Annotated in this window: 24 protein-coding genes; 14 read left to right on the top strand and 10 right to left on the bottom strand. The window is 65.7% G+C overall.

What is annotated here, in order from left to right:
• The first annotated feature begins 452 nt into the window (after window positions 1-452).
• The 4 genes from THSYN_RS10525 to THSYN_RS10510 all read left to right on the top strand — a co-directional run bounded on the left by THSYN_RS10525 (window position 453) and on the right by THSYN_RS10510 (window position 3,812).
• Window positions 453-1,655: a JmjC domain-containing protein gene (locus tag THSYN_RS10525; protein WP_100919099.1), complete on the top strand. Its 1,203-nt coding sequence runs from the start codon at window positions 453-455 to the stop codon at window positions 1,653-1,655.
• A 77-nt stretch (window positions 1,656-1,732) separates the two neighbouring features.
• Complete coding sequence (locus THSYN_RS10520) at window positions 1,733-2,272, top strand: DUF7931 domain-containing protein (protein ID WP_236848857.1); 540 nt, start codon at window positions 1,733-1,735, stop codon at window positions 2,270-2,272.
• The gene (locus THSYN_RS10515; protein ID WP_157817588.1) at window positions 2,238-3,095 is read left to right on the top strand and encodes a secretin N-terminal domain-containing protein; all 858 of its coding nucleotides are present in this window, start codon (window positions 2,238-2,240) and stop codon (window positions 3,093-3,095) included. Before THSYN_RS10520 ends, THSYN_RS10515 begins: the two co-directional genes overlap by 35 nt.
• Window positions 3,096-3,125: 30 nt before the next feature.
• Window positions 3,126-3,812: a YceH family protein gene (locus THSYN_RS10510; protein WP_100919097.1), complete on the top strand. Its 687-nt coding sequence runs from the start codon at window positions 3,126-3,128 to the stop codon at window positions 3,810-3,812.
• A gap of 16 nt (window positions 3,813-3,828) precedes the next feature.
• Here the strand turns inward: THSYN_RS10510 and THSYN_RS10505 are convergent, their stop codons facing one another.
• The gene (locus THSYN_RS10505) at window positions 3,829-4,386 is read right to left on the bottom strand and encodes a Uma2 family endonuclease (protein WP_100919096.1); all 558 of its coding nucleotides are present in this window, start codon (window positions 4,384-4,386) and stop codon (window positions 3,829-3,831) included.
• A 193-nt stretch (window positions 4,387-4,579) separates the two neighbouring features.
• Between THSYN_RS10505 and acnB the strand changes: the two genes are divergently transcribed.
• The 6 genes from acnB to THSYN_RS10485 all read left to right on the top strand — a co-directional run bounded on the left by acnB (window position 4,580) and on the right by THSYN_RS10485 (window position 12,017).
• Window positions 4,580-7,168 (top strand): bifunctional aconitate hydratase 2/2-methylisocitrate dehydratase, encoded by a 2,589-nt coding sequence (gene acnB / locus THSYN_RS10500; protein WP_100919095.1) that lies wholly within the window; start codon window positions 4,580-4,582, stop codon window positions 7,166-7,168.
• A 671-nt stretch (window positions 7,169-7,839) separates the two neighbouring features.
• Window positions 7,840-8,463 carry a hypothetical protein gene (locus tag THSYN_RS33685; protein ID WP_157817587.1) on the top strand — a complete coding sequence of 208 codons (624 nt, stop codon included), beginning with the start codon at window positions 7,840-7,842 and terminating at the stop codon, window positions 8,461-8,463.
• Window positions 8,464-8,781: 318 nt separating this feature from the next.
• Window positions 8,782-9,615: a hypothetical protein gene (locus tag THSYN_RS33680; protein ID WP_157817586.1), complete on the top strand. Its 834-nt coding sequence runs from the start codon at window positions 8,782-8,784 to the stop codon at window positions 9,613-9,615.
• Window positions 9,616-9,868: 253 nt separating this feature from the next.
• A complete protein-coding gene (locus THSYN_RS10495) occupies window positions 9,869-10,102 on the top strand; it encodes a DUF4160 domain-containing protein (protein WP_100919094.1) in 234 nt (77 codons plus the stop codon).
• Window positions 10,080-10,325: a DUF2442 domain-containing protein gene (locus THSYN_RS10490; RefSeq protein WP_100919093.1), complete on the top strand. Its 246-nt coding sequence runs from the start codon at window positions 10,080-10,082 to the stop codon at window positions 10,323-10,325. Before THSYN_RS10495 ends, THSYN_RS10490 begins: the two co-directional genes overlap by 23 nt.
• Before the next feature lie 786 nt (window positions 10,326-11,111).
• Entirely contained in the window at window positions 11,112-12,017 is a 906-nt protein-coding gene (locus THSYN_RS10485) for a TauD/TfdA family dioxygenase (protein ID WP_100919092.1), read from the top strand.
• A gap of 329 nt (window positions 12,018-12,346) precedes the next feature.
• Here the strand turns inward: THSYN_RS10485 and tal are convergent, their stop codons facing one another.
• The gene (tal, locus tag THSYN_RS10480; RefSeq protein ID WP_100919091.1) at window positions 12,347-13,318 is read right to left on the bottom strand and encodes a transaldolase; all 972 of its coding nucleotides are present in this window, start codon (window positions 13,316-13,318) and stop codon (window positions 12,347-12,349) included.
• Window positions 13,319-13,324: 6 nt separating this feature from the next.
• Window positions 13,325-13,537: a hypothetical protein gene (locus THSYN_RS37240; protein ID WP_100922374.1), complete on the bottom strand. Its 213-nt coding sequence runs from the start codon at window positions 13,535-13,537 to the stop codon at window positions 13,325-13,327.
• Between the two features lie 191 nt (window positions 13,538-13,728).
• Here THSYN_RS37240 and THSYN_RS10470 point away from each other — a divergent pair, with 191 nt between their 5' ends.
• From THSYN_RS10470 to THSYN_RS10460, 3 genes are all read left to right on the top strand, one after another.
• On the top strand, window positions 13,729-13,956 hold the full coding sequence (locus tag THSYN_RS10470; protein WP_157817585.1) for a hypothetical protein: 228 nt from the start codon (window positions 13,729-13,731) through the stop codon (window positions 13,954-13,956).
• A 78-nt stretch (window positions 13,957-14,034) separates the two neighbouring features.
• Window positions 14,035-14,958, top strand: coding sequence for a LysR substrate-binding domain-containing protein (locus THSYN_RS10465; protein WP_100922373.1), 924 nt, complete (start codon window positions 14,035-14,037; stop codon window positions 14,956-14,958).
• Window positions 14,959-15,275: 317 nt separating this feature from the next.
• Window positions 15,276-15,470, top strand: coding sequence for a hypothetical protein (locus THSYN_RS10460; protein ID WP_100919089.1), 195 nt, complete (start codon window positions 15,276-15,278; stop codon window positions 15,468-15,470).
• Window positions 15,471-15,499: 29 nt separating this feature from the next.
• Here the strand turns inward: THSYN_RS10460 and THSYN_RS10455 are convergent, their stop codons facing one another.
• Window positions 15,500-15,838 (bottom strand): cupin domain-containing protein, encoded by a 339-nt coding sequence (locus THSYN_RS10455; RefSeq protein WP_335582500.1) that lies wholly within the window; start codon window positions 15,836-15,838, stop codon window positions 15,500-15,502.
• A 1-nt stretch (window position 15,839) separates the two neighbouring features.
• Entirely contained in the window at window positions 15,840-16,883 is a 1,044-nt protein-coding gene (locus THSYN_RS10450) for an ABC transporter permease (RefSeq protein WP_100919088.1), read from the bottom strand.
• A 509-nt stretch (window positions 16,884-17,392) separates the two neighbouring features.
• On the opposite strand from THSYN_RS10450, the gene THSYN_RS10445 reads away from it, so the two are divergent.
• A complete protein-coding gene (locus THSYN_RS10445; protein ID WP_335582499.1) occupies window positions 17,393-17,983 on the top strand; it encodes an NnrU family protein in 591 nt (196 codons plus the stop codon).
• A gap of 29 nt (window positions 17,984-18,012) precedes the next feature.
• On the opposite strand, the gene THSYN_RS10440 is transcribed toward THSYN_RS10445, so the two are convergent.
• Genes THSYN_RS10440 through THSYN_RS10420 form a run of 5 tightly spaced genes read right to left on the bottom strand, consistent with a single transcriptional unit; the run spans window position 18,013 to window position 26,736 of the window.
• A complete protein-coding gene (locus THSYN_RS10440; RefSeq protein WP_100919087.1) occupies window positions 18,013-22,266 on the bottom strand; it encodes a PAS domain-containing protein in 4,254 nt (1,417 codons plus the stop codon).
• Between the two features lie 39 nt (window positions 22,267-22,305).
• Window positions 22,306-23,199: a YdcF family protein gene (locus THSYN_RS10435; RefSeq protein ID WP_100919086.1), complete on the bottom strand. Its 894-nt coding sequence runs from the start codon at window positions 23,197-23,199 to the stop codon at window positions 22,306-22,308.
• Window positions 23,200-23,249: 50 nt separating this feature from the next.
• Window positions 23,250-25,532 (bottom strand): type IV pilus secretin PilQ, encoded by a 2,283-nt coding sequence (pilQ, locus tag THSYN_RS10430; RefSeq protein ID WP_100919085.1) that lies wholly within the window; start codon window positions 25,530-25,532, stop codon window positions 23,250-23,252.
• Between the two features lie 20 nt (window positions 25,533-25,552).
• Window positions 25,553-26,134 (bottom strand): pilus assembly protein PilP, encoded by a 582-nt coding sequence (locus THSYN_RS10425; protein ID WP_335582498.1) that lies wholly within the window; start codon window positions 26,132-26,134, stop codon window positions 25,553-25,555.
• The gene (locus THSYN_RS10420) at window positions 26,131-26,736 is read right to left on the bottom strand and encodes a type IV pilus inner membrane component PilO (protein ID WP_100919084.1); all 606 of its coding nucleotides are present in this window, start codon (window positions 26,734-26,736) and stop codon (window positions 26,131-26,133) included. Before THSYN_RS10420 ends, THSYN_RS10425 begins: the two co-directional genes overlap by 4 nt.
• Window positions 26,737-26,745: the final 9 nt, after the last annotated feature.

Here is a 26,745-nt window from a genome sequence, read left to right as displayed (position 1 = left end):
TCAGTTGAGGGAGTTCGGTCGAGAATGCGGCTTGGCGGTCACACCAGGCCGGGAAAAAGCCACACCGGACCTGGCCGTCGGCGCCGCGCTACCTCGGTTGCCACCTCACCGAACTCCCGACACGGCAGTTGCGATGGGTTGGACCTGGGCAAGGTCTGCGGACTGAACATTCGGACGCTGAGATTTTAGCCCAGCACGCAGACAAAAGTGCAACTTTTTTTCCTCGCAGCAGCATATTTGCAACGGATGAGCTGCAGACGCAACAGGAGGGTCGGCAAAATGCCCGTTATTCGACCAGGTACGGCCCTACCAGAGGGGTTTGACTGTTGTGTTCTCGACACAGAACCGCATTGTAGCGGTCCCCCGATGGGCGGTGACCCGGAGCCTCCGCGGTCCCGCCGCGGGTCGGCCAGGCCCCGTCAACCCTTAGTCTGCCCTGATCAGTAAGCCCGATGTCCAGCACCATACCGAAGCGACTCGAATTTCCGCCCGGACTGACCGCCTCCGACTTCCTGCGCGAGTTCTGGCAACGGCGGCCGCTGCTGATGCGCGATGCCCTGCCCGGCCTGCGCTCGCCCCTGCGCGGCGCCGATCTGGCCGGGCTGGCCGGTGCACCGCGGGTGGAGTCGCGCCTCGTCCTCGAGCGGGGTGTGCGCCCCTGGGAGGTGCGCCACGGCCCCTTCGACGAGGCCCTGTTCGCCGCCCTGCCCGAGTCCCACTGGACCCTGCAGGTGCGCGACGTCGACAAACTGGTCCCGGAGGTCGCCCTGCTGCTCGATCACTTCGATTTCCTGCCGCTGTGGCGGCTGGACGACATCACGTTCAGCCTCGCCGCGGATCAGGGTTCGGTGGGGCCCCAAGTCGATGCCGTCGATGTCTTCGTGATCCAGGCCGAGGGCCGCCACCGCTGGCGTATCGATCCCCACCCGGACCCTGCGGCCCCCTGCGTTCCCGGCCTGGATCTACCGATCCTGGCGCACTTCCAGGCGCAGGACCAGTGGGTGCTGGCGCCCGGGGACTGCCTCTATCTGCCCGCCGGGGTGCCTCACTGGGGGATCGCCGAGGGTCCCGGCCTGACCTGGTCGGTGGCCCTGCGCGCGCCGCTCTGGCAGGAACTGGCCGGCGCCTGGTGCGACCACGCCATCAGGACCCGCCTGCCCCAAGCCCGCTACCGGGACCCCGACCCGCAACCGCATCACCATCGCGGCGAGGTTCCCGCGAGCGTGCTGACGCATATCCGTCGCCGGATCGAGGAGGCCCTGGGCGGGGCCGACGACGAGGCCTTCGCCGCCTGGTTCGGCGCCCACCTGAGCAGGCCCAAGGAGCACCTGGCGGTCGCGGCGGCGGCGGTTCCCCTGACGGCGCTCGGCCTGCGCGCCCTGATCGAGCGGCGTGGGGGGCTCGCGCGCGGGCCCTCGCGGGTCCTGTTCAGCGCCCTGGACCAGGCGCCGCTGCTGCTGTTCGTCGGCGGCGAAACCCACCGGCTGCCGTCGGCGTGCCACGGTTTCGCGCAACTGCTGTGCGAGTCGCACACCCTCGAGTGGGAGCAGTTGGCCCCCTGGCTGAATCAACCCGCCTGCCTGGAGGTCCTCTGTACCCTCTACAATCACGGGCACTATGGGATCATTGGCTGCGGGCGGCCGCCGTTGCAATAACCATAAAATCCACAGATGACCGCTCTTTCTGGTGATGATCCGAACCCTGGCTCCACTGCCCCGGACAGGAGATGACCGTGCAACACCCTCCCCCGCCCCCCGCCCCGGCCTGGCCCACGCCGTCGCTGCGGCCCCACGGCGGCACCGCGCTGCGACTCACCGACCTCCTGTCGATCCGGGAGGCGTGCCTGCGTCTTGCCGTGGACACACAGCGGGAACTGCTGCTCTTCAGCCGCGACCTGGACCCCGACCTGTACGATCAAGTCCCGTTCTTGGACGCGGTGCGGCATCTCGCCCTGGCCCGGCCCCAGTTCCCGGTGCGGGTGCTGGTGTTCGAGCCACTGGCCCCGGTGCGCGCCGGGCACCGCCTGATCGGGTTGAGCCGCCGCCTGCCTTCGCGCATCGCCATCCGGCGCGTGGCCGAGGACTTCCGCACCCGGATGGACGCCTTTCTCATCAGTGACGGCACTGGCTATTGTCTGCGCCGACTCGCCGACCGCCACGCGGCCCTGGTGGAGTGGCGGGCACCCGGCGCGGCGCGGCGTCTGCGCGCCGACTTTGACGCGATCTGGGAGCACAGTAATGAAGACATTGAACTGCGCCGCATCGATCTTTAGCCGGCGCTGGGCCGGCCGGTGGGGCGTCCCGGGTCTGCTCCTCGCCAGCCTCTGCGGCGGCGCGGCGGCGGACTATCCGCTCGAGATGATCGAGCTGCGCGCACGCTTTCCCGAGGAACTGATACCGATCCTCGCCCCCCTGGCCGGGCCGGACGGGAGCGTCGTAGGCGCCAACAACACACTCTTCGTGCGCGCCTCCCCCGCGCACCTGGCCGAGATCAGGCGCGCCCTGACCACCCTGGACCGGCCCGCGCGCAGCCTGCTGATCCAGGTCCGCCAGGACCGCGCCGACGCGACCACCGGGGCCGGCATTGCGGTGCGCGGCGACGCCTGGGACACTGACCAGGGGCGGGCCGGCCGACCCGGGCCGGGCGCCGGCCGGATCGGAGTCGGTGCCAGGCACCGGTCCGCCAGCCGCGACCTCAGCCAGGAGGTACGCGCCCTTGACGGGCACCCGGCCTTCATTGCTATCGGCCAGGAGCGGCCCCTGGCCTACCGGGAGCTGGCGGCCGGACCGGGGGGCGCCGTCATCCGCGAGGGCAGTACCTACCAGCGCAGCGAGAGCGGCTTCTATGTGGTACCCCGGGTCCAGGGCGACCAGGTGGTCATCGAGGTCGCGACCCGCGCCGACTCGCTGGGGGCCCATGGCTCGCTTCAGACCAGCGACGTCGAGGCCCGGGTGCAGGGCCGCCTCGGGGACTGGATACCGGTGGCACTGCATGACGACACCGCGTCCGTGCGCGGCAGCGGCACCCTGTATGCTGAGCAGGGACAACGCAGCACCCAGGCACGGGTGGAACTGCGGGTCCTGCCGCTCGACTGAGCGGCCCCTCCACCACGCGAGCCTCTAGCCATGACCGTCGACCTGAACGAACCCCTGCTCAACCCCATCGAGGCGCGCATCCTGGGCTGCCTGATGGAGAAACAGCGCACCACCCCGGAACAATACCCGCTGACCCTCAACGCCCTGGTCAACGCCTGCAACCAGAAGAGCAGCCGGCAGCCGGTGATGAGCCTGGAGCCCGGCGATGTCGGCCACCAGGTCAACCAGTTACGGGGCCGGGGGCTGGTCCACGCCGCCTTCTCCGGGCGCACGGAACGCTATGACCATAAGATGGTCGGCACCTACCGTCTGAGCCGCGAGGAACAGGCGGTGCTCACCGTGCTCATGCTGCGCGGACCCCAGACCCTGGGCGAACTGCGCACCAACAGCGCCCGCCTGGCCGAGTTCCCGGACCTGGCGGCCGTGACCGGGACGGTGCGCGCGCTCATGGACCGGGGGCCGGCCCTGGTGATGGAACTGCCGCGGCTCCCGGGCAAACGCGAGGAGCGCTATCTGCACCTGCTGTGCGGCGCGCCGGACCCGGCCGAACTCGCGGCCATGAGCGCCGCGGCGGCGGCGGTGCCCATGGCCGCGTCATTGTCCGGCGGCGGCGCCGCGGACGGCCGCATCGAGGCCCTGGAGGCGCAGGTCGCGCAACTGCGCGCGGAGTTGGATCGGCTGTGGATATTGACTGGGTTGGCAGCGCAGCAGGAATGAACCCGGGACGCGCACCTTAGCCGCCGCCGAGGAGCCAGGCCATGGTACCGCGCAATCCGATGGACCCAAGTTCCAAGGCGTCATTGCGATCGAGCCGGATGCGCGTCCAGAAGGCCTCGCCGCGACGGTACAGGGTGCCCTCACCGGTGTCCGGATCGAGCAGGAGGTATTCGTCCAGGGATCCCAGCGTCTGGTAGTTGATGCGCTTCTCCCCGTCGTCGGCCGCCGCCGTACGCGGGGAGAGGACCTCGACGATCAGGCGCGGCGCCGTCTCGTAGTAGAGGTCCGGCTCCGCCTCAAGCGGGCCGCAGCAGACCATGACATCGGGATAGTAGAAACGGTTCGCCGCGGCGATCTGCACCTTCATGTCGGACTGGAAGACCCGGCAGGGGCCGCCCTCCAGGTGATTACCCAGCAGGCGGGCGACCCGCGTCGCCAACAGGTTGTGGGCACGGGAACCGCCCGCCATGGCGACCAGTTCCCCGTTCAGGTACTCGTGGCGCTGCGCACCGTCGCGCTCGCCCAGCAGGTAGTCGCGGGGGCTCACATGGGGCAGGATGGACGCGGGGGACATGGTGGTACTCAGGGCCTGACCGGGGAAGCCGCAACGCTAGAGCGGCGGCCGGGCGGCGTCAAGTCGGCTGCAAATCGCTTGGCAATGCCTACATAAGACCTAAAATGGTGGATTGGCCCGCAGACCGGCCGCCGCTGCCGCAAGCCCCCGCCCGCCACCCCCTTACCGCCATCGTTCCACTGGAGATTACAAGATGTTACAAGCCTACCGCCAGCACGCAGCCGAACGCGCCGCGCTCGGCATCCCGCCGCTGCCGCTGACCGCGCAGCAGACCGCCGACCTGATCGAGCTGATCAAGAACCCGCCGGCCGGTGAAGGCGACGTCCTGCTGGACCTGCTGACCCACCGGGTGCCCCCGGGCGTGGACGACGCGGCCAAGGTCAAGGCGAGCTTCCTGGCCGCGGTGGCGCACGGCGACCTCAAGGTCGGCCTGATCAGCAAGGCCAAGGCCACCGAACTGCTCGGCACCATGGTGGGCGGCTACAACGTACACCCGCTGATCGAACTGCTGGACGACGCCGAGGTCGCCGCAGTCGCCGCCGAGGGTCTGAAGATGACCCTGCTGATGTTCGACTTCTTCAACGACGTGGCGGACAAGGCCAAGGCCGGCAATGCCAAGGCGAAGGAGGTCATCGAGAGCTGGGCGCAGGCGCAGTGGTTCACCAGCCGCCCCGAGGTGCCCGAGTCCATCACCGTCACCGTCTTCAAGGTGCCGGGGGAGACCAACACCGACGACCTGTCGCCCGCCCCCGATGCCTGGAGCCGCCCGGACATCCCACTGCATTATCTGGCGATGCTGAAGATGACCCGCCCCGACGCCGCCTTCAAGCCGGAAGAAGACGGCAAGCGCGGACCCATCGCCTTCATCGAGGACCTGAAGAAAAAGGGCCACCTGGTCGCCTATGTCGGCGACGTGGTAGGCACCGGTTCCAGCCGCAAGAGCGCGACCAACAGCGTGGTCTGGGCCACCGGCCAGGACATCCCATACGTCCCGAACAAGCGCTTCGGCGGCGTGACCCTGGGCGGCAAGATCGCCCCGATCTTCTTCAACACCCAGGAAGACTCCGGGTCGCTGCCGATCGAGCTCGATGTGTCCAGGCTTGAGATGGGCGACGTGGTCGAGATCCTGCCCTACGCGGGGAAGATCGTGAAGGACGGCGCCACGGTCGCCGAGTTCGCGCTGAAAAGCGACGTGATCTTCGACGAGGTGCGGGCCGGCGGGCGCATCAACCTGATCATCGGCCGCAGCCTGACCGCCCGGGCGCGCGAGTTCCTGGGCCTCCCCGCGGCGACCAGCTTCCGCCTGCCCGCGATCCCGGCGGACACCGGGCGCGGCTTCACCCTGGCGCAGAAGATGGTCGGGCGCGCCTGCGGCCTGCCCGAGGGCACGGGCATGCGCCCGGGCACCTACTGCGAGCCCCGGATGACCACCGTCGGCAGCCAGGACACCACGGGCCCCATGACCCGCGACGAGTTGAAGGATCTCGCCTGTCTCGGTTTCAGCGCGGATCTGGTGATGCAGTCCTTCTGCCACACGGCCGCCTACCCCAAGCCGGTCGATGTGAAGACCCACCGGGATCTCCCGGCCTTCATGAGCAACCGCGGCGGTGTCGCCCTGCGCCCCGGTGACGGCGTCATCCACTCCTGGCTCAACCGCCTGCTGCTGCCCGACACCGTCGGCACCGGCGGCGACAGCCACACGCGCTTCCCGATCGGCATCAGCTTCCCCGCCGGCTCGGGTCTCGTCGCCTTCGGCGCCGCCACCGGCGTCATGCCGCTCGACATGCCCGAGTCCGTCCTGGTCCGCTTCAAGGGCCAGATGCAGCCCGGCGTGACGCTACGAGACCTGGTGCACGCCATCCCGATGTACGCCATCAAGGCGGGCCTCCTGACGGTTGCCAAGGCCGGCAAGATCAACGTCTTCTCCGGGCGCATCCTGGAGATCGAGGGCCTGCCGGATCTCAAGGTCGAACAGGCCTTCGAGCTGTCCGACGCCAGCGCCGAGCGCTCGGCCGCCGGCTGCACCATCAAGCTCAACCAGGCCCCGATCATCGAGTATCTGACCAGCAACGTCGTGCTGATGAAGAACATGATCGCCGACGGCTACCAGGACAAACGCACGCTCGAGCGCCGCATCAAGGCGGTCGAGGCCTGGCTCGCCAACCCCAACCTGCTTGAAGCGGACAAAGACGCCGAATACGCGGCCGTGATCGAGATCGATCTCAATGAACTCAAAGAGCCCATCCTCTGCTGCCCGAACGACCCGGATGACGCCAAGCCGCTTTCCGCCGTTGCCGGAACCCCGATCGACGAGGTCTTCATCGGCTCCTGCATGACCAACATCGGCCACTTCCGCGCCGCCGCCAAGCTGCTCGACGGCCAGCGCGACATCCCGGTCAAGCTCTGGGTCGCCCCGCCGACCAAGATGGACCAGACCCAATTGGTCAAGGAAGGTCACTACTTCACCTTCGGCGTCGCCGGTGCCCGCACCGAGATGCCCGGCTGCAGCCTCTGCATGGGCAACCAGGCCCAGGTCCGTGAAGGCGCCACCGTCGTCTCCACCAGCACCCGCAACTTCCCCAACCGCCTGGGCAAGAACACCAACGTGTATCTGGCCTCGGCCGAGCTTGCCGCGATTGCATCCAAGCTCGGCCGGATTCCGACCCTGGCCGAGTATCAGGCCGGGATGGGAATCATCAATGCGGACGCGGCGAGCGTTTACCGGTATCTGAACTTTGACCAGATTGAGGAATATGCGACGGTGGCGGAGGGCGTGGCCTAAAGCAAAACGGCCCGCCGGGCAGCCCCCGCTGGGGGCTGCCCGGCGGGCCGTTTTGCTTTTGTGTTTTCTAAAGAATCAACCTTCGCACAACGCGAATGACGTGCCGGTGTCACGCGGAGTCCAAGGCTTCAGCCTTGGCCAGGTTCCCTGTCCCCCGCCCCTCTCCGCCCACGAAAAGATCGCTGAACGAGGCTTCAGCCGATAGCCACCAGCCCACACCAATGGCGATTCGTGCGTTGGTCCCAACCGAAACCCTTTGGAGCAGAGAAATCGCGGCTTAACTCTACAATGGTGTACCGACCTCGCGTGGATCCTGCTCGCCAACCCGCGATCGACACGGGCCTGGGCACGGGTATGGGAAACAAGATAGTGCGAGCCACGGCGCACGATGCAACTGCCAAAAAAGGGCCTGGACGCCTCGTTCTCCGGCTGTTTCCAGGCACGGGTAACCGAACGCAGAACGCTCTTTCACGGTCCCTTGACGAGTCGACGGAAATGCTCTATGTTCGGTGGGAGGCATACGCGGAAGGCAACTGATCGGTGGCCACTTGGTGGGGCCGCAGACCGTGACAGCAGAGAAATCAGACGGAAATCGTTTCGTACCGCAGATTTGGAATCCGTCTAGCGTCTCTATAATAGATTTTTTTGTGATTTCGATTAGGGTTTTATAAATGAATTTTACGTTTAATGTCCATACGGGCAGTGGTATCCGGCAGGTCGACCAACAAGAGCTAACAAACTTCGCTTCCTTATACGGCTTGGATAATGTAGCTAAAGGCCGTTACAGCTTTCTATTCGTCCTAAATCTGATGTTGCTAGAACAGATCAACGGCGTTGACCCACTTCAGGTCATAGAAGAGATGAAGGTTCTCGAGGGCGCGCGGCCTTCTCTTCAAACAAAACCTGCATCCGTCTTTACAGGCAAGCACCTTGGGGGACTTTGGCACAAGCACTTTATGCCCGCCCTGCCAAGCGTGATGGCGAACAATATTCTGAACCATCTTGGGAAAAATGGAGCAGAAAAGATTGTTAAGGAGGTATGTGATCCGGCTAGGAACCCGACAATTACAAGAGAAATGATAGAAGAGCTTTCCCACAGGATTGTGTTTGACTCCATGGAGGAGCGAGGTAGCCGCGACAAACTTACGGGTGAGTGGATTGTGTTCGCAAGAGAAGATGACGGCAACTATTATTTGGGCGTTTGGTCTCATAGTGCAGGAGATGAGAGTATTGCAGGCAGTATCAAGTCCGCCTGTGTTCCTCAATTTCCATTTTTGTCTAAGTATTTCCCCTAGAAGGTAATAGGGTACAGGTAAGAGGATACAGTGCGGCTTGGCTGAAAAGGGGCCGACTGAAAAGTGAAAAGGGGCCAGGCTCAATAACGCAGGAACCGAGCAATCATATTCTATTGAGCCTGGCCCCTTATCCGTTGGAAATGCTCTAAGTTCAGCGGGAACCGCGCCCAGCTGCGCCCTGGTCCGCCGGTGGGCGATGGAGGCGCCGACCGGCGCGGTCGAGGAATCTAAGTTTAACACCACAGACGTAGAATCCGTCTGACGCGTCCAACTTAGACGCCTATCCATTAAGAATGTTACGCACCTCGGGGAACACGCATGATCGAGTTATTGATAGGGATGTTCGTTACGGTTGTTGGTGGTATCGCCTTGTACTACTGGCAAAACCGAATTGTTGAGCGAATTTCCGTGAAACGCATCAAGTCATCGACTCATGAGTACGCTGAGGGGCTGCTTGACCTCTATCGCATCATATTCCCAGACGAGGAAGGAGTAAACAATAGCCTCGAAGAGATCATTGACGTACTCAATGCTAAATTTGAAGCGACGCACCATGTCGAGGTCGAGAATATTACCCTTGCCGCCGTTCTACGAAGTGAAGTGGTCGGCTTCATTTTCTGTCATCTCTACCCCCAGAGACGAAAAGCGATTATCAGTTACTTCGCAATAAAAAAGGAAATCCCTGCGGCCCGCCTGAAAGCAGCGCGCCAACTGCTTGCCAGACTTAAAGACATCCTCGTCAAGGGGCGTCTCTGCGATGTTCTATTTTATGACCTACAGGGCTTTGATGCCACTACCCCAAGAGCTGATCGCTCAGAGCGCCGAGCACGGCGTGTCTTGTTTAAGCAGAGCGCAAGCTCGTTTGGCCTCAAAGCTCGAGAGTTTCAGTTTGAATATCAGTGTCCAAAAGTCTCAATGTCGGAAAGCGCACATGAGTATCCTTTCGTGTTGTTCTGCATTGGAATTAATTGTCAAATTCCAGACTGCGTTCCGAAACAGTTGATGTTGGACTATTTGAGATTTATCTATCTTGATTGCTATGGCGATATTTATCCGGTTTCTGATCCAAGATTTCAAGAACATCAAGCACATCTTAAGACGATCGTAGATCGCTATGAAGGTACTTTGCCTGATATAGTTCAGGCCACATAACCTGGAGGGAAAAGGGGTCAGTACCGAATGGCACTGACTTAAGCTGCGGCGTTGCAATTCAGTGGTTTACAGGATGGTCGCCAAGCAGTCGCTTGAGTGGAAGCGCCATTTTCCGGGATGTTTCCTCGCTCCGGCCTGGTCCGCAACGGTTTTTCGCTCGCTTCGCCGCATCGCAACCGATTGTTTCTGCGATGCTTTCGGCTTAAGTCAGTGCTATTCGGGTCAGTACCCTTTTCTGTGTGAGCCATAGACTATGCCGACATTGCTTCTAAGAGACGGCTTCAAGTTTTTCTTTTATGCCAACGAGCACGAGCCGAAGCATGTCCATGTGGCGAAGGCGGAGGACTATGCGAAAGTTGAACTTTCAACTTTTCGCGTCGTCAGCAACTTCATGAAACCGCAAGACCTGATGAAGGCCCTTCAGATCATTCGAGAAAACAACGATGCATTCGAGGCAACATGGGATGACTGGTTCCGTCAAAGGTAAAGCTGTCCACTTCGATGATCGCTTCCTTCATGTCGAGTTGGAGGATGGCAGAATCATCTCGACCCCGATGCTGTGGTATACCGATCTCCAGTCGGCGACCATGCGTGAACTGAAGAATTGTGTCTTCATCTGTCATGGCACCGGCATCGAGTGGCCCGATCTGGACTACCATTTGAGCATTGAAAGCATGCTTGCCTTTCATTCTGAAAGACAAGCCGCCTAGTTGCGAGTCTGCAATAGCCACGATCTCGCCAAAAATCGAAAGGGGGGAAAAGGGGTCAGTACCGAATGGCACTGACTTAAGCCGCAAGCTTAATAGAAACAATCGGTTGCGATGCGGAGATGCGAGCGAAAAACCAGCTCCGGACCGGCTAAGAGCTGGGAAACAGCGCGACAATGCCGCCTCCGCCCACGTGGCTGCTTGTCGACCCTTCTGTAATTGGCTAATTTGTCAGTGCCGCGGCTTAAGTCAGTGCTATTCTGGACAGACCCTACGGTATCCCCACGAAATGTCTTTCTTAAAATTTTGTGGAAGCTGTGGCTTGAAACCCAATGCCGTCAAGTTAAGCCACGCTTGCTCCCACGCTCCTGCGCTCTTCGTTATACACAAGTGTCACCGGCTCAACGTAAGTCTATGATTATATGATGTGACGGCACTTTTTGATACGCGTGACGAAGCTCGTAAAAACAGATACTTACGGACTTCTGTATAAGGTGGAGTGCTCCTGCGTGGGAACGAGACGCCCGCCGGACCGCCTCGCGCTTGACTTAACGGCATTGGAAGGAGAGCAGGTTTGGCCTCGCAAGAGCCGTCGCCAACCCCTCGCGGCAGTACAGTGTCGTTTGAGGATTCCCCGGCCCTGCTGCGCGATCCCGATGATTACCTTGCAGATAAGAGGTCGACCCGCTGAAGCCTCAGCGTCCTGTCTCCCGGCGGCCGGAACCAATCAAGACCACTGCGCGGTACCGCGAACTGAACACAAGCAGACACAACGAAACGGAGCAACCCTTGACTACCCCGCAAGCCCCACCGCTCAGCCCCTTCGCCCTCACGGACCCGGACGCCTACCAACGTTGGCGCGACGCCCGCCTCGCCGCGGCCCCGACCAGTCTCGCCGACCTCATCGTGACGGTCCGCGACCCGCGCGACCTGACCGCGGCGGAGATCGAGGCCATCCTGGGGCGCTGCCGCCGGGCCAACATGGCGATCTATGTCGGCCAGACCGGTGACGACCCGGACAAGGCCATCCCGGCGCTGTTGGGCGCGCGGCTGGGTCTGCACCGTCTGGATCACAACCGCGGTGCGGACGAGGACGCCATCACCTCGCTGCGGGTCCAGACCGACGCCCGTCATGCCGGCTATATCCCCTACACCGACCGCCCCATCGCCTGGCACACCGACGGTTATTACAATACCCCGGAGCGTCAGATCCACGGCCTGCTGCTGCACTGTGTCCACCCGGCCGCCGCCGGCGGGGCCAATGCACTCCTGGACCATGAGATCGCCTACTGCCTGGTTCGCGACCAGGACCCGGACTTTATCCGCGCCCTGATGCACCCGCAGTGCATGACCATCCCCGCCAACCCGGGCGATGGCGCTGACGAGGGCGCCGAACTGCGCCCGGAACAGTCGGGTCCGGTCTTCTCTATCCGCGCGGACGGGCACCTGCACATGCGCTACACCAACCGCGCCCGCAACATCGTCTGGCGCGATGACCCACTGAGCCTGGCGGCGGTCGAGTGTCTCAAGCGGATCCTGCACAGCCCCAGCCCCTGGCACCTCGAGGGCCGCCTGGAGCCCGGCTGGGGCCTGATCTGCAACAACGTCCTGCACACCCGCACGCGGTTTACCGAGGGGCCGGTCCCGCGGCTCATCTACCGGGCGCGCTATTACGACCGCTTGGCGGGGACCTGAGCGGTCGGGACCTGTGCCGGAGTCCAAGGCTTCAGCCTCGGGCTTGGCTCCAAGGCTGAAGCCTTGGACTCCAGGCGTGCGTGGGAGCGGCTTGGGCGGTCGCGTCGCGGCTGAAGCCGCTCCCACCGGGTCCCAAGGGCGGGGACGGGGCATTCGCGCGCAAGGGCCGGACGGGGCGGTCGCCCCGTCCGGAAGGTTTTTTCCGGGACTGCCGACTCACACCGGTGATCGGGGCCGGAAGAAAACGTTCGGGATGGGGTTTCCAACCCCGTCCCGCGCGCAGGGTGCGACCGTGGTGAATGCCGGGGCGGGACGCCCCGGCTCCTCTGCTAGCTCCCGCGGCCGACCTCCAGCACGAACTTCTCCAGCTTGCGGGTATCGGCGGCGAATTGGCGGATGCCCTCGGCGAGTTTCTCGGTGGCCATGGCGTCTTCGTTGAGGTCCCAGCGGAAGGACTGCTCGTCGCAGTTGACCCGCGGGATATCCATGGCGCGGGCGCGCTCGGCGTCCAGCTTGCAGACCAGGTCGCCCGGCAGCGCCGCCAACTCCCCCAGCAGGGCCGGGGCGATGGTCAGGTAGTCGCAGCCGGCCAATTCCAGGATCTCACCGACGTTGCGGAAACTGGCGCCCATGACCACGGTCTCATACCCATGGCGCTTGTAGTAGTTGTAGATCCGGGTCACCGAGAGCACGCCCGGATCGCTGTGCGCCGGGTAGCCCGCCACCTGCTGGTCCTTCTTGTACCAGTCCAGGATGCGCCCGACGAAGGGTGAGATCAGGGTCACGCCAGCCTGCGCGCACGCAAGCGCCTGGGCGAAGCCGAACAGCAGGGTGAGGTTGCAGTGCAGACCGCGCGCCTCCAGCCGTTCGGCGGCGCGGATGCCCTCCCAGGTGGAGGCGATCTTGAACAGGACCCGGGTACCGGGGTCGATACCGGCCTGGTGGTAGAGTTCCACCAGCCCTTCGGCGCGACGGATGGTCGCCGCGGTGTCGAAGGAGAGGCGCGCGTCGATCTCAGTCGAGACGCGGCCTGGGACTATCTTTAGGATTTCAATGCCGAAGTTGATCGCAAGCCGATCCATGGTCCACTGGCTTCGGGCCGCCGGGTCGGCGCCGCCGCGCTGCCGGCCGAAGTCCACCGCGTCTTCCACCAGCGCGCGGTACTGGGGCATCTGTGCCGCCTTGAGCAACAGCGACGGATTGGTAGTCGCGTCCTGAGGCAAGTAGGCGGCGATCGAGGCGAAGTCCCCGGTGTCTGCCACGACCTTGGTCATGGTCTTGAGTTGTTCCAGCATGTTCATCGATGGTCACTCTTGTCGGCTTGGTTGGCAGTAACGCGGCGTCGGCAGGCCGTCCGCCGACTGCCCCAGGAAGGACTGATCCCGCTCGGCAATCGTGGCGTTGCGCAGGTCGCGCAGACGCTTGATACGCGCCCGACCATCCGCCGGACAGTAGTCGATCTTGCGCGGGTAGCCGCCGCCGACGTCCTCGGCGACGATGGGGACCCCCGCCTCGCGCAGGAAGGCACGGGCGAGGGCGAGCGAACGGGCACCGCCGGCGCCGGTCTCACCGCGCGGGCAGGCCCCCCGAACAGCTTGGCCTCCAGTTGACCGCGCTGCGCGCCCGCGGCAAGCAGGGCCTCGAGCAGGGTCCGCAGCGCCGGGAGTGCAAGGCTCGACCCCGTCCCCTGGGGCGTCTGCGGTTCCAGCACATGGGCCACCCCGCCGAGACCCTGGGCGCGATCACGGATACAGACCGCCACGCCGGTGCCGAGTACCGCGACGATGGTCTCGTCGCGGCTCAGATAATACTGCCCAGGCAGGAGCTTGGCGGCAAAGCGATGATTCCCGGCATCGAAATAACGGGTGATGTGCTCAAAACCATCTACGACTGCTGGTTGCGGCAACACGGCTGTTCTCTTGCGTTCAGGCTTACTTGACAACATAGACCGCGCCGCCGACATCCGCAAACCCCAGCCGCCGATTTTATTCGGCGAGAATTGGTCTATCATACCCCGGTGAATCTGCGCGACCTCCGCTACATCCTCGCCGTCGCCGACACCCGCCATTTCGGTCGGGCGGCCGATCGCTGCTTTGTCAGCCAGCCGACCCTGAGCGGGCAGATCAAGAAACTGGAAGATGAACTGGGGGTGGTGATCTTCGAGCGCACCAACCGCTCGGTGGAGGTCACCCCGGTGGGCGCGACCATCCTGGCCCACGCCCGCCTGGCGGTCGAGCAGGCCGACACCATCGAGCAGGTCGCCCGCGCCTTTCAGGACCCGCTCGACGGCCCCTTGCGGGTCGGCGCCATCCCGACGCTCAGCCCTTACCTGATGCCACTGGTGCTGGTGCCGCTCAAGCGCGCCTACCCCAAGCTGCGCCTGGTGCTCTCTGAGGAGATCACGGACTCACTGCTCGCCCGCCTGCATCGCCATGAACTGGACGCCGCCCTGCTCGCCACCGCGCCCGACGACCTGGACCTCGACGCCATGGCGCTGTTCGACGAACCCTTCTGGCTCGCCCACCCGCGCAATCACCCACTCTACGAGAAGGACGAGATCGAGGCCGCCGACCTTGCGTCCCTCGAACTGCTGCTGCTCGCCGACGGCCATTGTCTCACCACGCAGGTGATGGACCTGTGCCGTCTGGCGGAGCGCCCCAGCCACGGCGAGATGGCCGATCTGCGGGCCGCGAGCCTGGAGACCCTGCTCCAGTTGGTCGGCGCCGGCTTCGGCTGCACCCTGGTCCCGGCCCTGACCATCCGCGGCGGCTGGATGACGGACAGCGGCATCATCGCCCGCCCGCTGGCCCTGCCGGACGCCTACCGGCGCATCTCGCTCTACTATCGCCGCAGCTTCCCCCGCCGCGCCGCCCTGGAGGCCTTCGCCCAGGTGGTGCGGGAGCATCTGCCCAATACGGTCCGGCCGCTTCCGCCGACCTGAGCCCCGTCGTGCACCGCCGCCGCACCGCCGCCCGGCGCCGCGACCAGAAAATCCAATTGTTAATATAACTTGACAATTTTCATTGACAAATTGTCTTTTGGTTGATCTAGGACAACGAAACCGCAGTTAGTCGTTACAGACATGCAATCAAGGTCTATGCTTCCCACTGTGCATCGCAACTGCCGGGCGCCGACAGATAATCCTGTTATCTAACAGAATCTTGTGCCTTGAAACGGGACGGCCGGACGCCGGGCCGGCGCGATCGACACGCGGGGTTGCCAACCCCGGACCCATAAAAAGACCACGAGGAGGTTACGATGACTTTCACACAAACTCAGGCCGTCTGGGAACTCTGCCGCCAGGGCCTGCCGCTGCTGGCCGACGAGGCCGCCGAACGCTGGGAGCGCGGACTGCACTTCAAGCTCCAGTCCCAGGTCCGCATCGCCCGCGCCGTCGAGGCCCTGATCGAGCAGTGCAACTGGGAGGTCGGCCGCCGGGGGGAGACCGCCTGACGCTTAGGGCCTGGCTTAGGGCCTAGGGCTCACCGAGGTGCACCGCCAGCCAGACACAGGGGGCTGGCGGTGGTTTCAACCACCCGATGCGGGGTACGGGCGGGGATGCAGATCCAGTCCCCAGGACCTAAGACCCGCTCCGCCCCATCCACCCACAGCCGCGCCCGGCCCTGGAGCAGGGCCACCCACTCATCGTGGGGCTGGTCATAGAGGACCGGCTCCGGGCTTGCGCTGCTGATGATCCGCTCGATCCGCACCCGCCCCCCGGGCGGTGCCCCCTTGAGATCGAATCGCAACAGGTCTTCAAAGACCTCGCCCGTCGGCGGCGCCAGCGTGTCGATGAACAGGTTTCCCGAGCGCGGCGGCATCTCAGTCCCACCGGAACAGCCAGGCGGCCAGGCTGAGAAACCCCAGGGCGAGGGCCGCGAGCAGCAGGACCTCAGGCAGGACCTCGACGACCCCGGCCCCGTCGATCATGATGCGGCGGGCCGCGTCCACCAGGTGGGTCAGGGGCGAGAGTTGGGAGAGCAGGCGCGCCCCCAGGCTCGCACCCTCCATGGAGAACCAGACCCCGGAGAGCAGCAGCAGGGGCCAGGAGATCAGGTTCAGGATACCGTCGGCCAGTTCCTCGGTCCGTAGCCGTGCGGCGACGACGAGCCCCAGGCTGATCAGGCATAGGGCGCCGGCCGCGAAGACCAGGACCAGGGCCGGATAGGACCCGCGCATGGGGAAGCCGAGCACCAGGTCCGCACCCAGGTACACCACCGTGGTGGCAGACATCACCACCAGCAGGCGCGAGAGCACCTGCGCGCTCAGGAACTCGAACGGCGAGAGCGGCGTCGCCTTCAGCCGCCGCAAGACGCCGTTCTTGCGGTAACGCACGATCACCCAGCCCACCCCCCAGAGGCTGGAGAACATCAGGTTCATCGCCAGAATCCCGGGCAGGACCCAGTCGGCATAACTGACGGCCGCGCCGGACAGGGTCCGGCGCTGCGGTGTCGTCACGTCCGCCCCCGGCATGGCCGCCGCCGCGGACGGCGTCCCCAGCAACAGCCGCTCGGCCAGATAGCCGCGGGGGGACTTGAGGTTCACCCAATAGGTCAGCGGGTCGGTGCGCGGGTCGATCAGCAGGTCGAGCTGATGGCGATCCACCTTGGTCAGCGCCGCCCCCGGATCGGTCAGCGGCACGAACCTGATGTACTCCAGGGCCAGGAACCCGCCCGCGGCCCGCGGCAAGGACCCGTCGGCGCTCAGCACCCCGACCTTGAACTGGTCCTGGGGATCGCCGCTGAAGATGAAGGCGAAGGCCAGCACCATCAGGATCGGCATGAAGATATTCCAGCCCAGACCGGCACGGTCCCGGTAGAACTCCCGGTTACGGGCGATGAGGACGGCCAGGATGCGGCGCCACATGGTTGGGTCTCCCGGGGCTTGGCCCGACTGGTTGGTCCTTGGAAGGCGCGGCGGTGCGCCGGGGGCATGGGGCCTTGGAGGTTTGGTCGACGCGCGGGCAATGGTCCGCGCAGCGGACCCGACGCGGCGCGGTCGCTGCCGCGGGGTCGCCGATCCGCGCAGCGGACCCGACGATCGGGAAGGCCCATTTGGGGTCCGCTTAAGGTAGCATTGTCCCAAGTCCGGGCGCGGACCGCCAGCGGCGCGCCCGGGTGCGATCAGAACTGATGTGGTGACCGAGGTCCCGGGTACCCTGTCGTTGTCGTTGTCGTAATCGAATAATCCGACCACGATTACGACAACGACAACGACAACGACAACGACAACGACGCCCGGTCCGTGAGAACGTCGGGTAGCGAAAGGGTACGCGATGCGTACCCTACGACATGTGCGTTAACACATCAGTTCTGATCGCACCCGGCGCGCCCCCACCCCTTGACTGCGACCATTCACACCACTGGAAAGCCCCCATGCCCATCCTGATCCTGCTCCTTGGACTCTTCCTCTTCATCAGCGCCCACTCGCTCGGCTTTCTCGCCCGCAAGACGCGGGCCAAGGTGTCGGACGCCATCGGGGAGGCCCGCTGGCGCGGGGTCGTCGCCCTGGCGAGCCTCGTCGGCCTCATCCTGATCGGCCTGGGGTACTCGCTGGCCCGCGTCGAACCGATCCCGTTCTACGCCCCGGCGACCTGGACGCGGCACCTGAGCCTCCTGATCATGGTCCCGGTCTTCCCGCTGCTCTTCGCCACCTATCTCCCCGGGCGCCTCCAGAGCGCCGTCGTCCACCCGACCCTGGTGGCCGTCGCCCTGTGGGCCTTCGCCCACCTGCTCGCCAACGGCAACCTGGCGGACCTGCTCCTGTTCTGGTCCTTCCTCATCTGGGCCGTGGCCGACCTGATCTCCCTCAAGTACCGCCCCGCCCCGCCGGTAGAAGGCGCCCCCCCCGGCAAGTTCAACGACCTGATCGCCGTCGTCGCCGGGCTCGCGCTCTATGGTGTCTTCCTGTTCTGGGCGCACGCCTGGCTGTTCGGCGTCTCGCCCCTGGGCAGCGGCGCCCTCTAGCCAACGACAACGACAACGACAACGATGGATCACGCATCCGGCCACCGGATGGCGCTCAGGGTAGCGCGCCCCCCGTCGTAGTCGAAGGCGTCGAGCTGCCGCGTCAGCCGCCCCAGGTCCTCGCCCAACACCGCGCGCAGCGCCCCCGCGGACTCACGGAAGAGGTGCCCGGCGGCGATGTCACCGACCGCCAGCAGGGCGTCAAGGCGTTGCACCAGGTCCCGCAGGCCGGCGCCGTCGGGGGTCGCGGCCGGCGGCGTGAACTCGTCCTGCGGCAACTGAGCCAGGATGTCGCCCGCGACGGCCGTGTAGGCCCGCTGCACGGCCGCGATCAGGGGCTCGCAGGCGGCGGCGTCCGCGCCGGTGCGCAGCGCCGTCTCCAGGGCCGCGGCCGCGTGCTGGACCGCCGTCGCACCCAGCGTGCCCGAGACCCCCCGCAGAGTGTGGACGATGAACCGGGCCTGGTCCCGCTCGCCCGCGACGAGGCGGCGGCGCAGCTCGGCCATGTCCTGCCCGTGGCCCAGGGCATAGGTGCGCAGGTAGCGGCGGGTGTCGGCGCTCCATGGGCGCGCCCCGCCAAGAACTGGGGCCGCGGCGCCGAGCCGCGCTGGTGCAGCCTCAGTGCGCCCCGACGCCGCAGGCCAATCCGCGGCCAATGACGCCGCCGGCGCCGGGAGGGTCGTCGTCGGATCCTCGGACAACCACTGCAACAGGGCGTCGAACAGGGCCGCCGGGTCCACCGGCTTTGCCACATGGCCATCCATGCCGGCCTCGACGCACGCCTCCCGGTCCTCGTCGAAGGCATTGGCGGTCATGGCCAGGATGGGCGTGGCGGAGCGCCCCGGCAGGCGGCGGATGGCGCGGGTCGCCGCCAGGCCGTCCATGAGCGGCATCTGCACGTCCATCAGGATCAGGTCATAGGCACTGACCGCGGCCATCGCGACCGCCTCGCGACCATCCGCCGCGGTGTCCACCGCGAGCCCGGCCCCACACAGCAGTTCCAGGGCCACCTCCCGGTTGATGACGTTGTCCTCCACCAGCAAGAGCCGCGCCCCGGCGTGGCGGCGGCGCAGTTGTTCTTCCGCATCGCGGGCGGCCGGGGCCCCGCCCGGGGTTGCCTCCTGGTCCTGATCGACCGACTCGCCCTGACCACGGCCTAACCGCACCGTGAACCAGAAGGTGCTCCCCTGCCCCGGCACACTCTGGGCCCCGGCCTCCCCACCCATCAACTGCGCCAGCCGGCGGGTGATCGCCAACCCCAGGCCGGTGCCGCCGTAGCGGCGGGTCGTGGAGGCATCCGCCTGCTCGAAGGCGCCGAACAGGCGCGGCAGCTGCTCCGCGGCGATGCCGATACCGGTGTCCTGCACCTCACAGCGCACCAAGAGCCCCGCGGGCGCCTCTTCGAGTATCCGGGCGCGCAGCCGCACCCCGCCGCGCTCGGTGAATTTAACCGCATTCGCCGCATAATTGAGCAGCGCCTGACGCAGGCGCGTCGGGTCCCCGTGCAGCCACCGGGGCGCGACGTCGCGTTCCACCTCCAGGGTGAGCCCCTTGGCGGCGGCCTGCTCCGCGACCAGGGACCGGACCTGGTCCAGGACGCGGCCCAAGACGAAATCGCAACCCTCCAGTTCCAGGCGCCCCGCCTCGATCTTGGACAGATCCAGGATGTCGTTGAGGATGGCCAACAGGTGCCGGGCGGCGCCGTCGATGCGCCGCAGCCGCTCCGCCTGGGCGGGCGTGACCGGGGTGCGCGCGAGCAGGTGGGTCAGCCCGACGATGGCGTTCATGGGCGTGCGGATCTCGTGGCTCATGTTGGCCAGGAAGTCGCTCTTGGCCTGGTTGGCGGCCTCGGCCCGGGCGCGCGCCGCTGACAGTTCCAGGGTCCGGCTCGCCACCAGTTCCTCCAGGTGGTGACGGTAGCCGTCCAGTTCCTCGGCCACCCGCTGTTTTTCGGTGATATCCTCCTTCACCGCGACATAGTGGGTAATGGACCCGTCGGGTCGGCGCAGCGGGGTGATGATGGCGTGCTCGGTATACTCACTGCCGTCGCGGCGCCGATTGATGAACTCGCCCAGCCAGGGCTGGCCCTGGGTCAGGGCCTCCCACAGTGCCCGGTAGGTGGACGCCGGGGTCTTGCCGGAGCGCAGGATGCGCGGGTTCTGGCCGATGGACTCGGCGCGAGCGTAGCCGGTAGCACGCTCGCAGGCCTCGTTGACATACTCGATCCGGCCCTCCAGGTCGGTGATGACGATGCTCTCCGGGCTCTGCTCCACCGCCTGGGCGAGCTTACGCAGTTGGGCCTCGTCGCGGCGCTGACGGACGATCCGCCACACCTCGTTGGCCAGGAGCTGGACGGTTTCCACGTCCAGGTCCGTATAGGGCTCCGGTTTGTTGCCGACCCCGGCGATCATCCGCACCAGTCCGGACTCCAGGACCGGCACGCTGACCAGGCGCGCGAGCGCCGCGTGACCGGCCGGGAGCCCGCGCCGGCCGATCTCCTCCTGGGGGGCGCCGACATAGTCGTTGAAGACCACCGGGGCGCGCCGCCGCAGGGCCTCGGCCCAGATGCCGGCCTCACTGACGGGGTAGTGACGGTCATAGGCGGCCTGGCAGTAATGCTCCAGGGTGGCCCTGGACCAGGCGACCATCTCGACCTGTTCCTGGTCATCATGGACGAAGTGGGTAAACCCGATCCGGCTCCCGGTGAGCCCCTCTGCCAGCTCCAGTCCGTATTGCATGAAGGCCCGCTCGTCCAGGCGCTCGGCGGCCCCCGGCAGGTCCAGCAGGGCGGTGGCGCGGCGTGCCTGCAGGATCAAGGTCTGCTCCGCCAGCCGCGCCTCAGTCACATCGAGCATCACCCCCTGGAGGTAGCGCGGCCGACCCTCGCCATCGCGCACCACCTGCGCCGCATCGTGGTAATGCCGCCACCGACCGTCGCGGGTCGCCAGGCGATAGTCCATGGCCAAGGCACCGCCGCCCTGGGGCAATGCCGCCAAGGCATCGAGGACCGGTTGGCGGTCGTCGGGGTGGATCAGCCGCATCCACAGTTCAGGGGCCGCGGTCAGCGCCTCTGGCGTGTAGCCCAGGTCGCCGATCCGCGGGCTGACATAGAGCTTTGGGCTGCCGGGGTCCAGGGAGGCCCGGTAGAGGATGACCGGCACCTGTTCGGTGAGCAGGCGGGTGCGCTCCTCGCTCTCGCGCAGGGTCTGCGCCGTGCGCTCCTGCTCCTCCAGCAGGCTCAACAAGGCCGCGCGCGCCTGGTCCGAGACGGCGAGCAGTTGGGCCGTCTCGGCCTGGGCGGCACGGACCTGCTCCTCCGCCTGACGGCGATCGGTGATATCCAGGAGGCTGCCGAAGAGCCGTACCACCCGGCCGCCGCGCACCTCGGCCTCGGCGCGGGCACGCACCCAGCGACGCTCGCCCTGCGCGGTAATGAGCCGCAGTTCCAGGTCATAGGGCTCACCGAGATCCAGGGCGCGCTGGAAGGCCGCGGCCATCCGCGGGCGATCCTCCGGGACATAGAAGGCGATGTTGCGCTCGGTGTCGCTGGGGTCGTAGTCACGGCCAAGCCCATAGATGCGGTAGACCTCCTCGGTCCAGTGCCGCTGCCCGGTCGCGACCTCGTATTCCCAGCCGCCGAGTCGGGCAATCTCCTGGGTATGGCGCAGCAGCGCCTGCTCCTGGCGCAGGGCCGACTCGCGCTGCTGACGGCGCACCCGGGCGGCCATCAGGGCGGCCAGGAAGAGGGTGGCCACCGGGAAGATCGCGAGCACCGGCCAGACCATGCGCTGGAGCACCAGGGCCGCGGCCGACGGCGGCAGCATGATCATCATCAAGACCAGTACCACGGCATGGACCAGGACCCCGAACAGGTAAAATTCCAGCATTGGCAGACGCTCCGGCGCCGGGCGCAGGTACCGCCAAGCGATGCCGAGGGTCCCGGCGGCGAGGATCGCGCCGATCCCGACCGGCGCCCCCAGGCCGCCCTGGTAGAGCCGCAGGGCGGCGGTCATCGCCATGGCCACCAGGGTCGGCACGGCACCGAAGAAAAGCCCGCTCACGGCCAGCAGGACCGAACGGGTATCGAAGACGAGCCCGGGGACCAGGGGCCAGGGCGCCAGCATGATCGCGGCCCCGATGGCCCCGATGAGGCCGCCGGCGAGCAGGCGCGCCGATACAGACCCGCGATCCCCGGCGCCGCGGATAAAAAGGTCCAGGACCAGGGCCAGGGCCAGGAGCAGGGCGGCGTTATGGATCAGGCCGAGCAAGGCCGGAGCGATCATTGCGGCCTCAACCTGAGCAAGGCAGCTCGGGAGGGGGGCTCAAGGTGCATCGCCTCGGATGCCCTCGGCGGCGTTCGGCGCAACGGCCTGCGGCACGGCCGCGCTGAAGCGTGTCGGCGACAGGTCCTCGAGCCGCGCCTGATCCGCCCCGGGCGCGACCCGCGGCACGCCCTGCACCCACTGACGGACCTGGTACCAGAGCCGCCCCAGATGCTCATGCAGAGCAAAATAGCTGATGGGGAAGGCCCGCGCCGTGGGCAGCCAGTCGCCCAGACCAAGCCCGTGTCGCCAGTTCGGGATGGAAACAGCGCCGGTGGGAGCCGGAATCACGCCGATGCCGGCCTGCTCGCAGACCTCCACCGCCCGCGGCAGATGCCAGGCGTCGCTGACCAAAAGCACGCCGGAGACCCCGGCACGCTGGAGCATCGGTTTGGAGTAGGCCGCATTCTCCCAGGTGGTGCGGCTGCGGTTCTCCACGCCGGCCACCGGGACCGCGAACTCCTCTCGCAAGGTCCGCGCCATCAGGTCGCCCACGGCCGGATCACCCTCCGTGAGCCCGCCGCCGGTGACATAGATCGGCAGACCGGTGGCGCGATGCAGCCAGGCCCCGTAGCGCACCCGTTGCAGGCTGAAACCGTCCAACGTGGGGCCCCCATACTCGCCCCCGGTGGTGGCAAAGCCGGCGCCCAGCACCAGAATGGCCTGGGCCTGGGTCGGCAGCGGCTGCTGGAGGTCCAAGGGCGGATAGGGCTCCAAAGGCGCCATCAGCAGCGTCGCGACGACGGGCAGGCACAGCAGAGTCAGGATGGCAGTCCCGATGAACACCAGCAGCCGCCCCCAGGCCCCGCGCACGAGCAGGAACCCGGCGACAAGCAGCAAGATAATGAGCCCCGGTGGCAACAACAGCGTCTTGAGAGCGAGGTAGATCGTCATAGCCGTCGTGCTGCGCACCGCAACCAGCGCCCAAGGGCGCTGGTTCAGAGTCAGTTGCGCACCGCCTCACCCTTCAGGATCTTTGGGGTGACGAAGATCAGCAACTCGGAGTTGTTGTCTTTGCGCGCCTCCTTCTTGAACAGACGCCCGAGCATAGGGACATCGCCCAACCAGGGTACCTGCTCCTTGTTGTAGGCCTTCTCCCGTTCGAAGACACCGCCCAAGACCACGGTCTCGCCATTGTCCACCAGTACCGTCGTCTCCACCGAGCGGGTATTGATAGGAACGCCTGAGTTGGTCACCCTGGTCCAGTCCGGAGCATTCTTGTCGACCTTCAGTTCCATGATGACACGGTCGTCCGGGGTGATCTGGGGCGTCACATCGAGTTGGAGCACCGCGTCCTTGAACTCGGTCGTGGTGGCCCCGCCGCCGCCCCCGGCACTCGTCGTATAGGGGATCTGTTGGCCCATCTTGATCGTGGCCTTCTTGGCGTCGGAGGTAATGACCCTGGGGCTGGAGATGATCTCGCCGCGGCCCTCCAGCTGCATGGCGGAGAGTTCGAGTTGCATCAGATAGGAGCCCACTTTGCCGATCAGGAAATTGACCGCACCGGACGGGGCAACGGCGGGCAGGTTGACGAGCAGGGACTGGTTGCCGGAGCCGGCCGGATTCACGATCCCCGCGTTAAAGGGCACCACCGGCGTCTTACTCACGTCGAGGCCGAACGAACCCTTGTCGTACCCGGCGATGGCAAGGTTGCCCGGCATTCCGCCCGCGGTCATCATCTGGGTTGACGACAAGCTTCCCGTGGCCCCCGAGACCCCGAAGCGCACGCCCAGGTCACGCGCGAAATCATTGTTCGCGATCACGATACGCGACTCGATCATAACCTGACGCACCGGCACGTCCAGACGCCCGACCAAGCGCCGGATGTCCTCCAATTTCGCCGTCGTGTCCTGCACCAGCAGGGTGTTGGTGCGCACATCGATCGTCACATTGCCGCGATCCTTGGTCAGCAGGTTGCTCTTGTCGGACTTGAGCATATTAGCGAGGTCGGCCGCCTTGGCGTAGTTGACCTGAATGTACTCGGTGCGCAAGGGGGCCAGCTCCTCGATCTGCTTTTGAGATTCCAGTTCCAGCTTCTCCGCCGCGGCCAACTCCTGACTCGGCGCCACCATGATGACGTTGTCGGTCTGACGCATCGCCAGCCCCTTGCTCTTCAGGATGATGTCCAGGGCCTGATCCCAGGGTACGTTCTTCAGGCGCAGCGTAATATTGCCGCGCACGTTATCGCTGGCGATCAGGTTGAGGCCGGTGAAGTCGGCCAGCAGTTGCAGGACCGCGCGCACCTCAATGTCCTGAAAATTCAGCGAGAGGCGATCACCTTTAAAAACGACCTTTTTCTTCTCGTTCTGTTCCTTCTCCGCCGGCGTCAGGGCCCGGAACTCCAGGGTGAAGAGATCATCGGTCTGATAGGCCAGGTAGTCATACTCGGCACCCGTCTGGATATCGAGCACGACGTTGCGCCCGCTCGCTTTGGACTCCACCGCGGTCACCGGGGTGGCGAAATCAGTCACGTCCAGGCGCCGGAACAGGCGCGGGGGCAACGAACTGTCATAGAGGTCAACGAAGACATGCCCGGCCTGTTCGCGCACGGCCACCCGGGTCTTGGCACTGGGCAGTTTGATTACGACCCGCCCCTCGCCGCCGGTTCCGCGCCGAAAATCGATGTCGCGCACCGCCCCGCCCGCGCCGGCGGAACGGGGGGGAGCGGCCGGCCCACTCGCGGACGCGGGCCGCGCGCCGGCACCCTGGCCAGCCGCGGGGCCAGCCATGGGGGCGGGCTGCTCCACGGGTCGGGGCGGCGGCGCAACGCTCGCCGGGGCGTCCTGGGTGCTGATCTTGAGCGTGACCTTATTGCCGTTGGCGGCGACCTCATAGGGAACCGAATCGTTGAGGTTGACCACCACCCGGGTGCGATTGCTGGCCTCCACTGCGATCAGGCTGTGGACGGCACCCACATTGATTGGAATCGCCTTGCGATCGAGTTTGCTGGTGGCCCCCTCGAAGTCCAGCGCGATACGCGCCGGCGACTCGGTAGCGAAGGAGGTGGGGGCGGCGACGGGTCCGGAGAAGCTCAGCTGGATCTCGACCCGGTTGCCGGGCAGGGCGGCAAACTCCACGTTCTGAAGATCAACGGCCCGGGTCGGGGCGGCGCCGACGGCACAGGCGAGCAGCAGCCACCAGGTCAACCCTGCGATCAGGAACCTTGGCGGCGCGGGACGGGCGCCGCGCGCGCACCGGCGCGGGCGGGGGTAACTTGGGCTCATCATCGCGGCTTGCCCTCCACGGGTTATTGGGTGAGCGCGACCGTGGCTTGGCGCTCGCGCCACTCGCCGGGGCCTTCCGATACGATTTCGGTCAACTGGATCGACTCATCACTGATGCTGACGATCTGACCATTGTTCATCCCTAAGTAGTTGCCGACCCGCACCCGATGCAGGATGCCATTCGGACTGCGGATCAGTGCCCACTTGGTCTGATTCTGTTCCAGGGTGCCGACCATGCGCAGGGCATCCAAGGCAAACCCCTCAAGCTCTTCCTTGCGACGCAGGGGATCGGGGGCCAAACTGTTCCCGGGCGCGGTGGCAGGCTGGTCGCTCCCGCGTGCGTCCACCACGAACGGGTCCCGCCGCTCGGCCGGCTCGTAGACGTAGGTATTGATCTGCTTGATCTCCGGAAGGGGCTCAATGGCCCCCGGGTCACGGGCCTTGACCTTGCGAACATAGTCCTCCAATTCGCTCTGGTCCGCGCCGCCGCACCCGGCGAGCAAGGCCGACAGGAGCATCGCCGACAGCACCGGCAGGCAGCCGGTACGCCGCCCCCGCGCGGGTACTGCAATGGCTCCGGACCGCGGGCGGACGCGCCTGGTCATTTGGTCGCGGCCTCATCCAGATACCGGTAGGTCTTCACCTGCGCCTGGAGCATCAGCTTGGAGTCCGCCGCGCCGCGTTCACCCGATGGATTGCTGATCTTGACGTTGTGGATGGTCACGATGCGCGGCAGCGCGGCGAGTCCGCTGATGAAGCGCCCGAATTCGTGATAACGGCCGGTCACCCGAATGTTGATCGGTAATTCCGCATAAAAATCCTTCGACTGCTCGCCCTCGGGCTGAAATAGCTCGAATTCCAATCCCGCCGCCAACCCGGTCTGGGACACGTCCACCAGCAGGCCCGCCACCTCGGTCTTGTCCGGGAGTTGCCGCAACATGGCCCCGAAGGACTCTTTCATCTCCTCAAGCTGCTGACGGTAGGCATTGAGATTGGCGGCTTTACGCTGCTTGGTCTCGAAGGTCTTGCGCAGTTCCAGTTCTTTGGCCTCTTCCTCCTTCCAGCGGCCCAATTGAGACTCCCAGTCCAGGTAATAGAAGGCCGCCGCGACCGCGCCGCAGCACAGCAGTATGGCAAACGCCTTGATCAGCAGCGGCCATTCGCCGATGTTGTTCAGGTCGAGTTCGCGCAGGTCACGCAGGTCCATGGGGCTTTG

The sequence above is a fragment of the Candidatus Thiodictyon syntrophicum genome, from assembly GCF_002813775.1.
GTDB classification, from domain to species: domain Bacteria; phylum Pseudomonadota; class Gammaproteobacteria; order Chromatiales; family Chromatiaceae; genus Thiodictyon; species Thiodictyon syntrophicum.
This window is presented reverse-complemented; position numbering and strand designations above follow the sequence as displayed.

Excerpts from the sequence above, each read along its gene's own strand:
- THSYN_RS10525 (WP_100919099.1), top strand. The coding sequence starts at position 453 with ATGTCCAGCACCATACCGAAGCGACTCGAATTTCCGCCCGGACTGACC.
- THSYN_RS10515 (WP_157817588.1), top strand. The coding sequence starts at position 2,238 with ATGAAGACATTGAACTGCGCCGCATCGATCTTTAGCCGGCGCTGGGCC.
- THSYN_RS10510 (WP_100919097.1), top strand. The coding sequence starts at position 3,126 with ATGACCGTCGACCTGAACGAACCCCTGCTCAACCCCATCGAGGCGCGC.
- THSYN_RS10505 (WP_100919096.1), bottom strand. The coding sequence starts at position 4,386 with ATGTCCCCCGCGTCCATCCTGCCCCATGTGAGCCCCCGCGACTACCTG.
- acnB (WP_100919095.1), top strand. The coding sequence starts at position 4,580 with ATGTTACAAGCCTACCGCCAGCACGCAGCCGAACGCGCCGCGCTCGGC.
- THSYN_RS33685 (WP_157817587.1), top strand. The coding sequence starts at position 7,840 with ATGAATTTTACGTTTAATGTCCATACGGGCAGTGGTATCCGGCAGGTC.
- THSYN_RS33680 (WP_157817586.1), top strand. The coding sequence starts at position 8,782 with ATGATCGAGTTATTGATAGGGATGTTCGTTACGGTTGTTGGTGGTATC.
- THSYN_RS10495 (WP_100919094.1), top strand. The coding sequence starts at position 9,869 with ATGCCGACATTGCTTCTAAGAGACGGCTTCAAGTTTTTCTTTTATGCC.
- THSYN_RS10490 (WP_100919093.1), top strand. The coding sequence starts at position 10,080 with ATGACTGGTTCCGTCAAAGGTAAAGCTGTCCACTTCGATGATCGCTTC.
- tal (WP_100919091.1), bottom strand. The coding sequence starts at position 13,318 with ATGAACATGCTGGAACAACTCAAGACCATGACCAAGGTCGTGGCAGAC.
- THSYN_RS10470 (WP_157817585.1), top strand. The coding sequence starts at position 13,729 with ATGGGCCACCCCGCCGAGACCCTGGGCGCGATCACGGATACAGACCGC.
- THSYN_RS10460 (WP_100919089.1), top strand. The coding sequence starts at position 15,276 with ATGACTTTCACACAAACTCAGGCCGTCTGGGAACTCTGCCGCCAGGGC.
- THSYN_RS10455 (WP_335582500.1), bottom strand. The coding sequence starts at position 15,838 with ATGCCGCCGCGCTCGGGAAACCTGTTCATCGACACGCTGGCGCCGCCG.
- THSYN_RS10450 (WP_100919088.1), bottom strand. The coding sequence starts at position 16,883 with ATGTGGCGCCGCATCCTGGCCGTCCTCATCGCCCGTAACCGGGAGTTC.
- THSYN_RS10445 (WP_335582499.1), top strand. The coding sequence starts at position 17,393 with ATGCCCATCCTGATCCTGCTCCTTGGACTCTTCCTCTTCATCAGCGCC.
- THSYN_RS10440 (WP_100919087.1), bottom strand. The coding sequence starts at position 22,266 with ATGATCGCTCCGGCCTTGCTCGGCCTGATCCATAACGCCGCCCTGCTC.
- THSYN_RS10435 (WP_100919086.1), bottom strand. The coding sequence starts at position 23,199 with ATGACGATCTACCTCGCTCTCAAGACGCTGTTGTTGCCACCGGGGCTC.
- pilQ (WP_100919085.1), bottom strand. The coding sequence starts at position 25,532 with ATGATGAGCCCAAGTTACCCCCGCCCGCGCCGGTGCGCGCGCGGCGCC.
- THSYN_RS10425 (WP_335582498.1), bottom strand. The coding sequence starts at position 26,134 with ATGACCAGGCGCGTCCGCCCGCGGTCCGGAGCCATTGCAGTACCCGCG.
- THSYN_RS10420 (WP_100919084.1), bottom strand. The coding sequence starts at position 26,736 with ATGGACCTGCGTGACCTGCGCGAACTCGACCTGAACAACATCGGCGAA.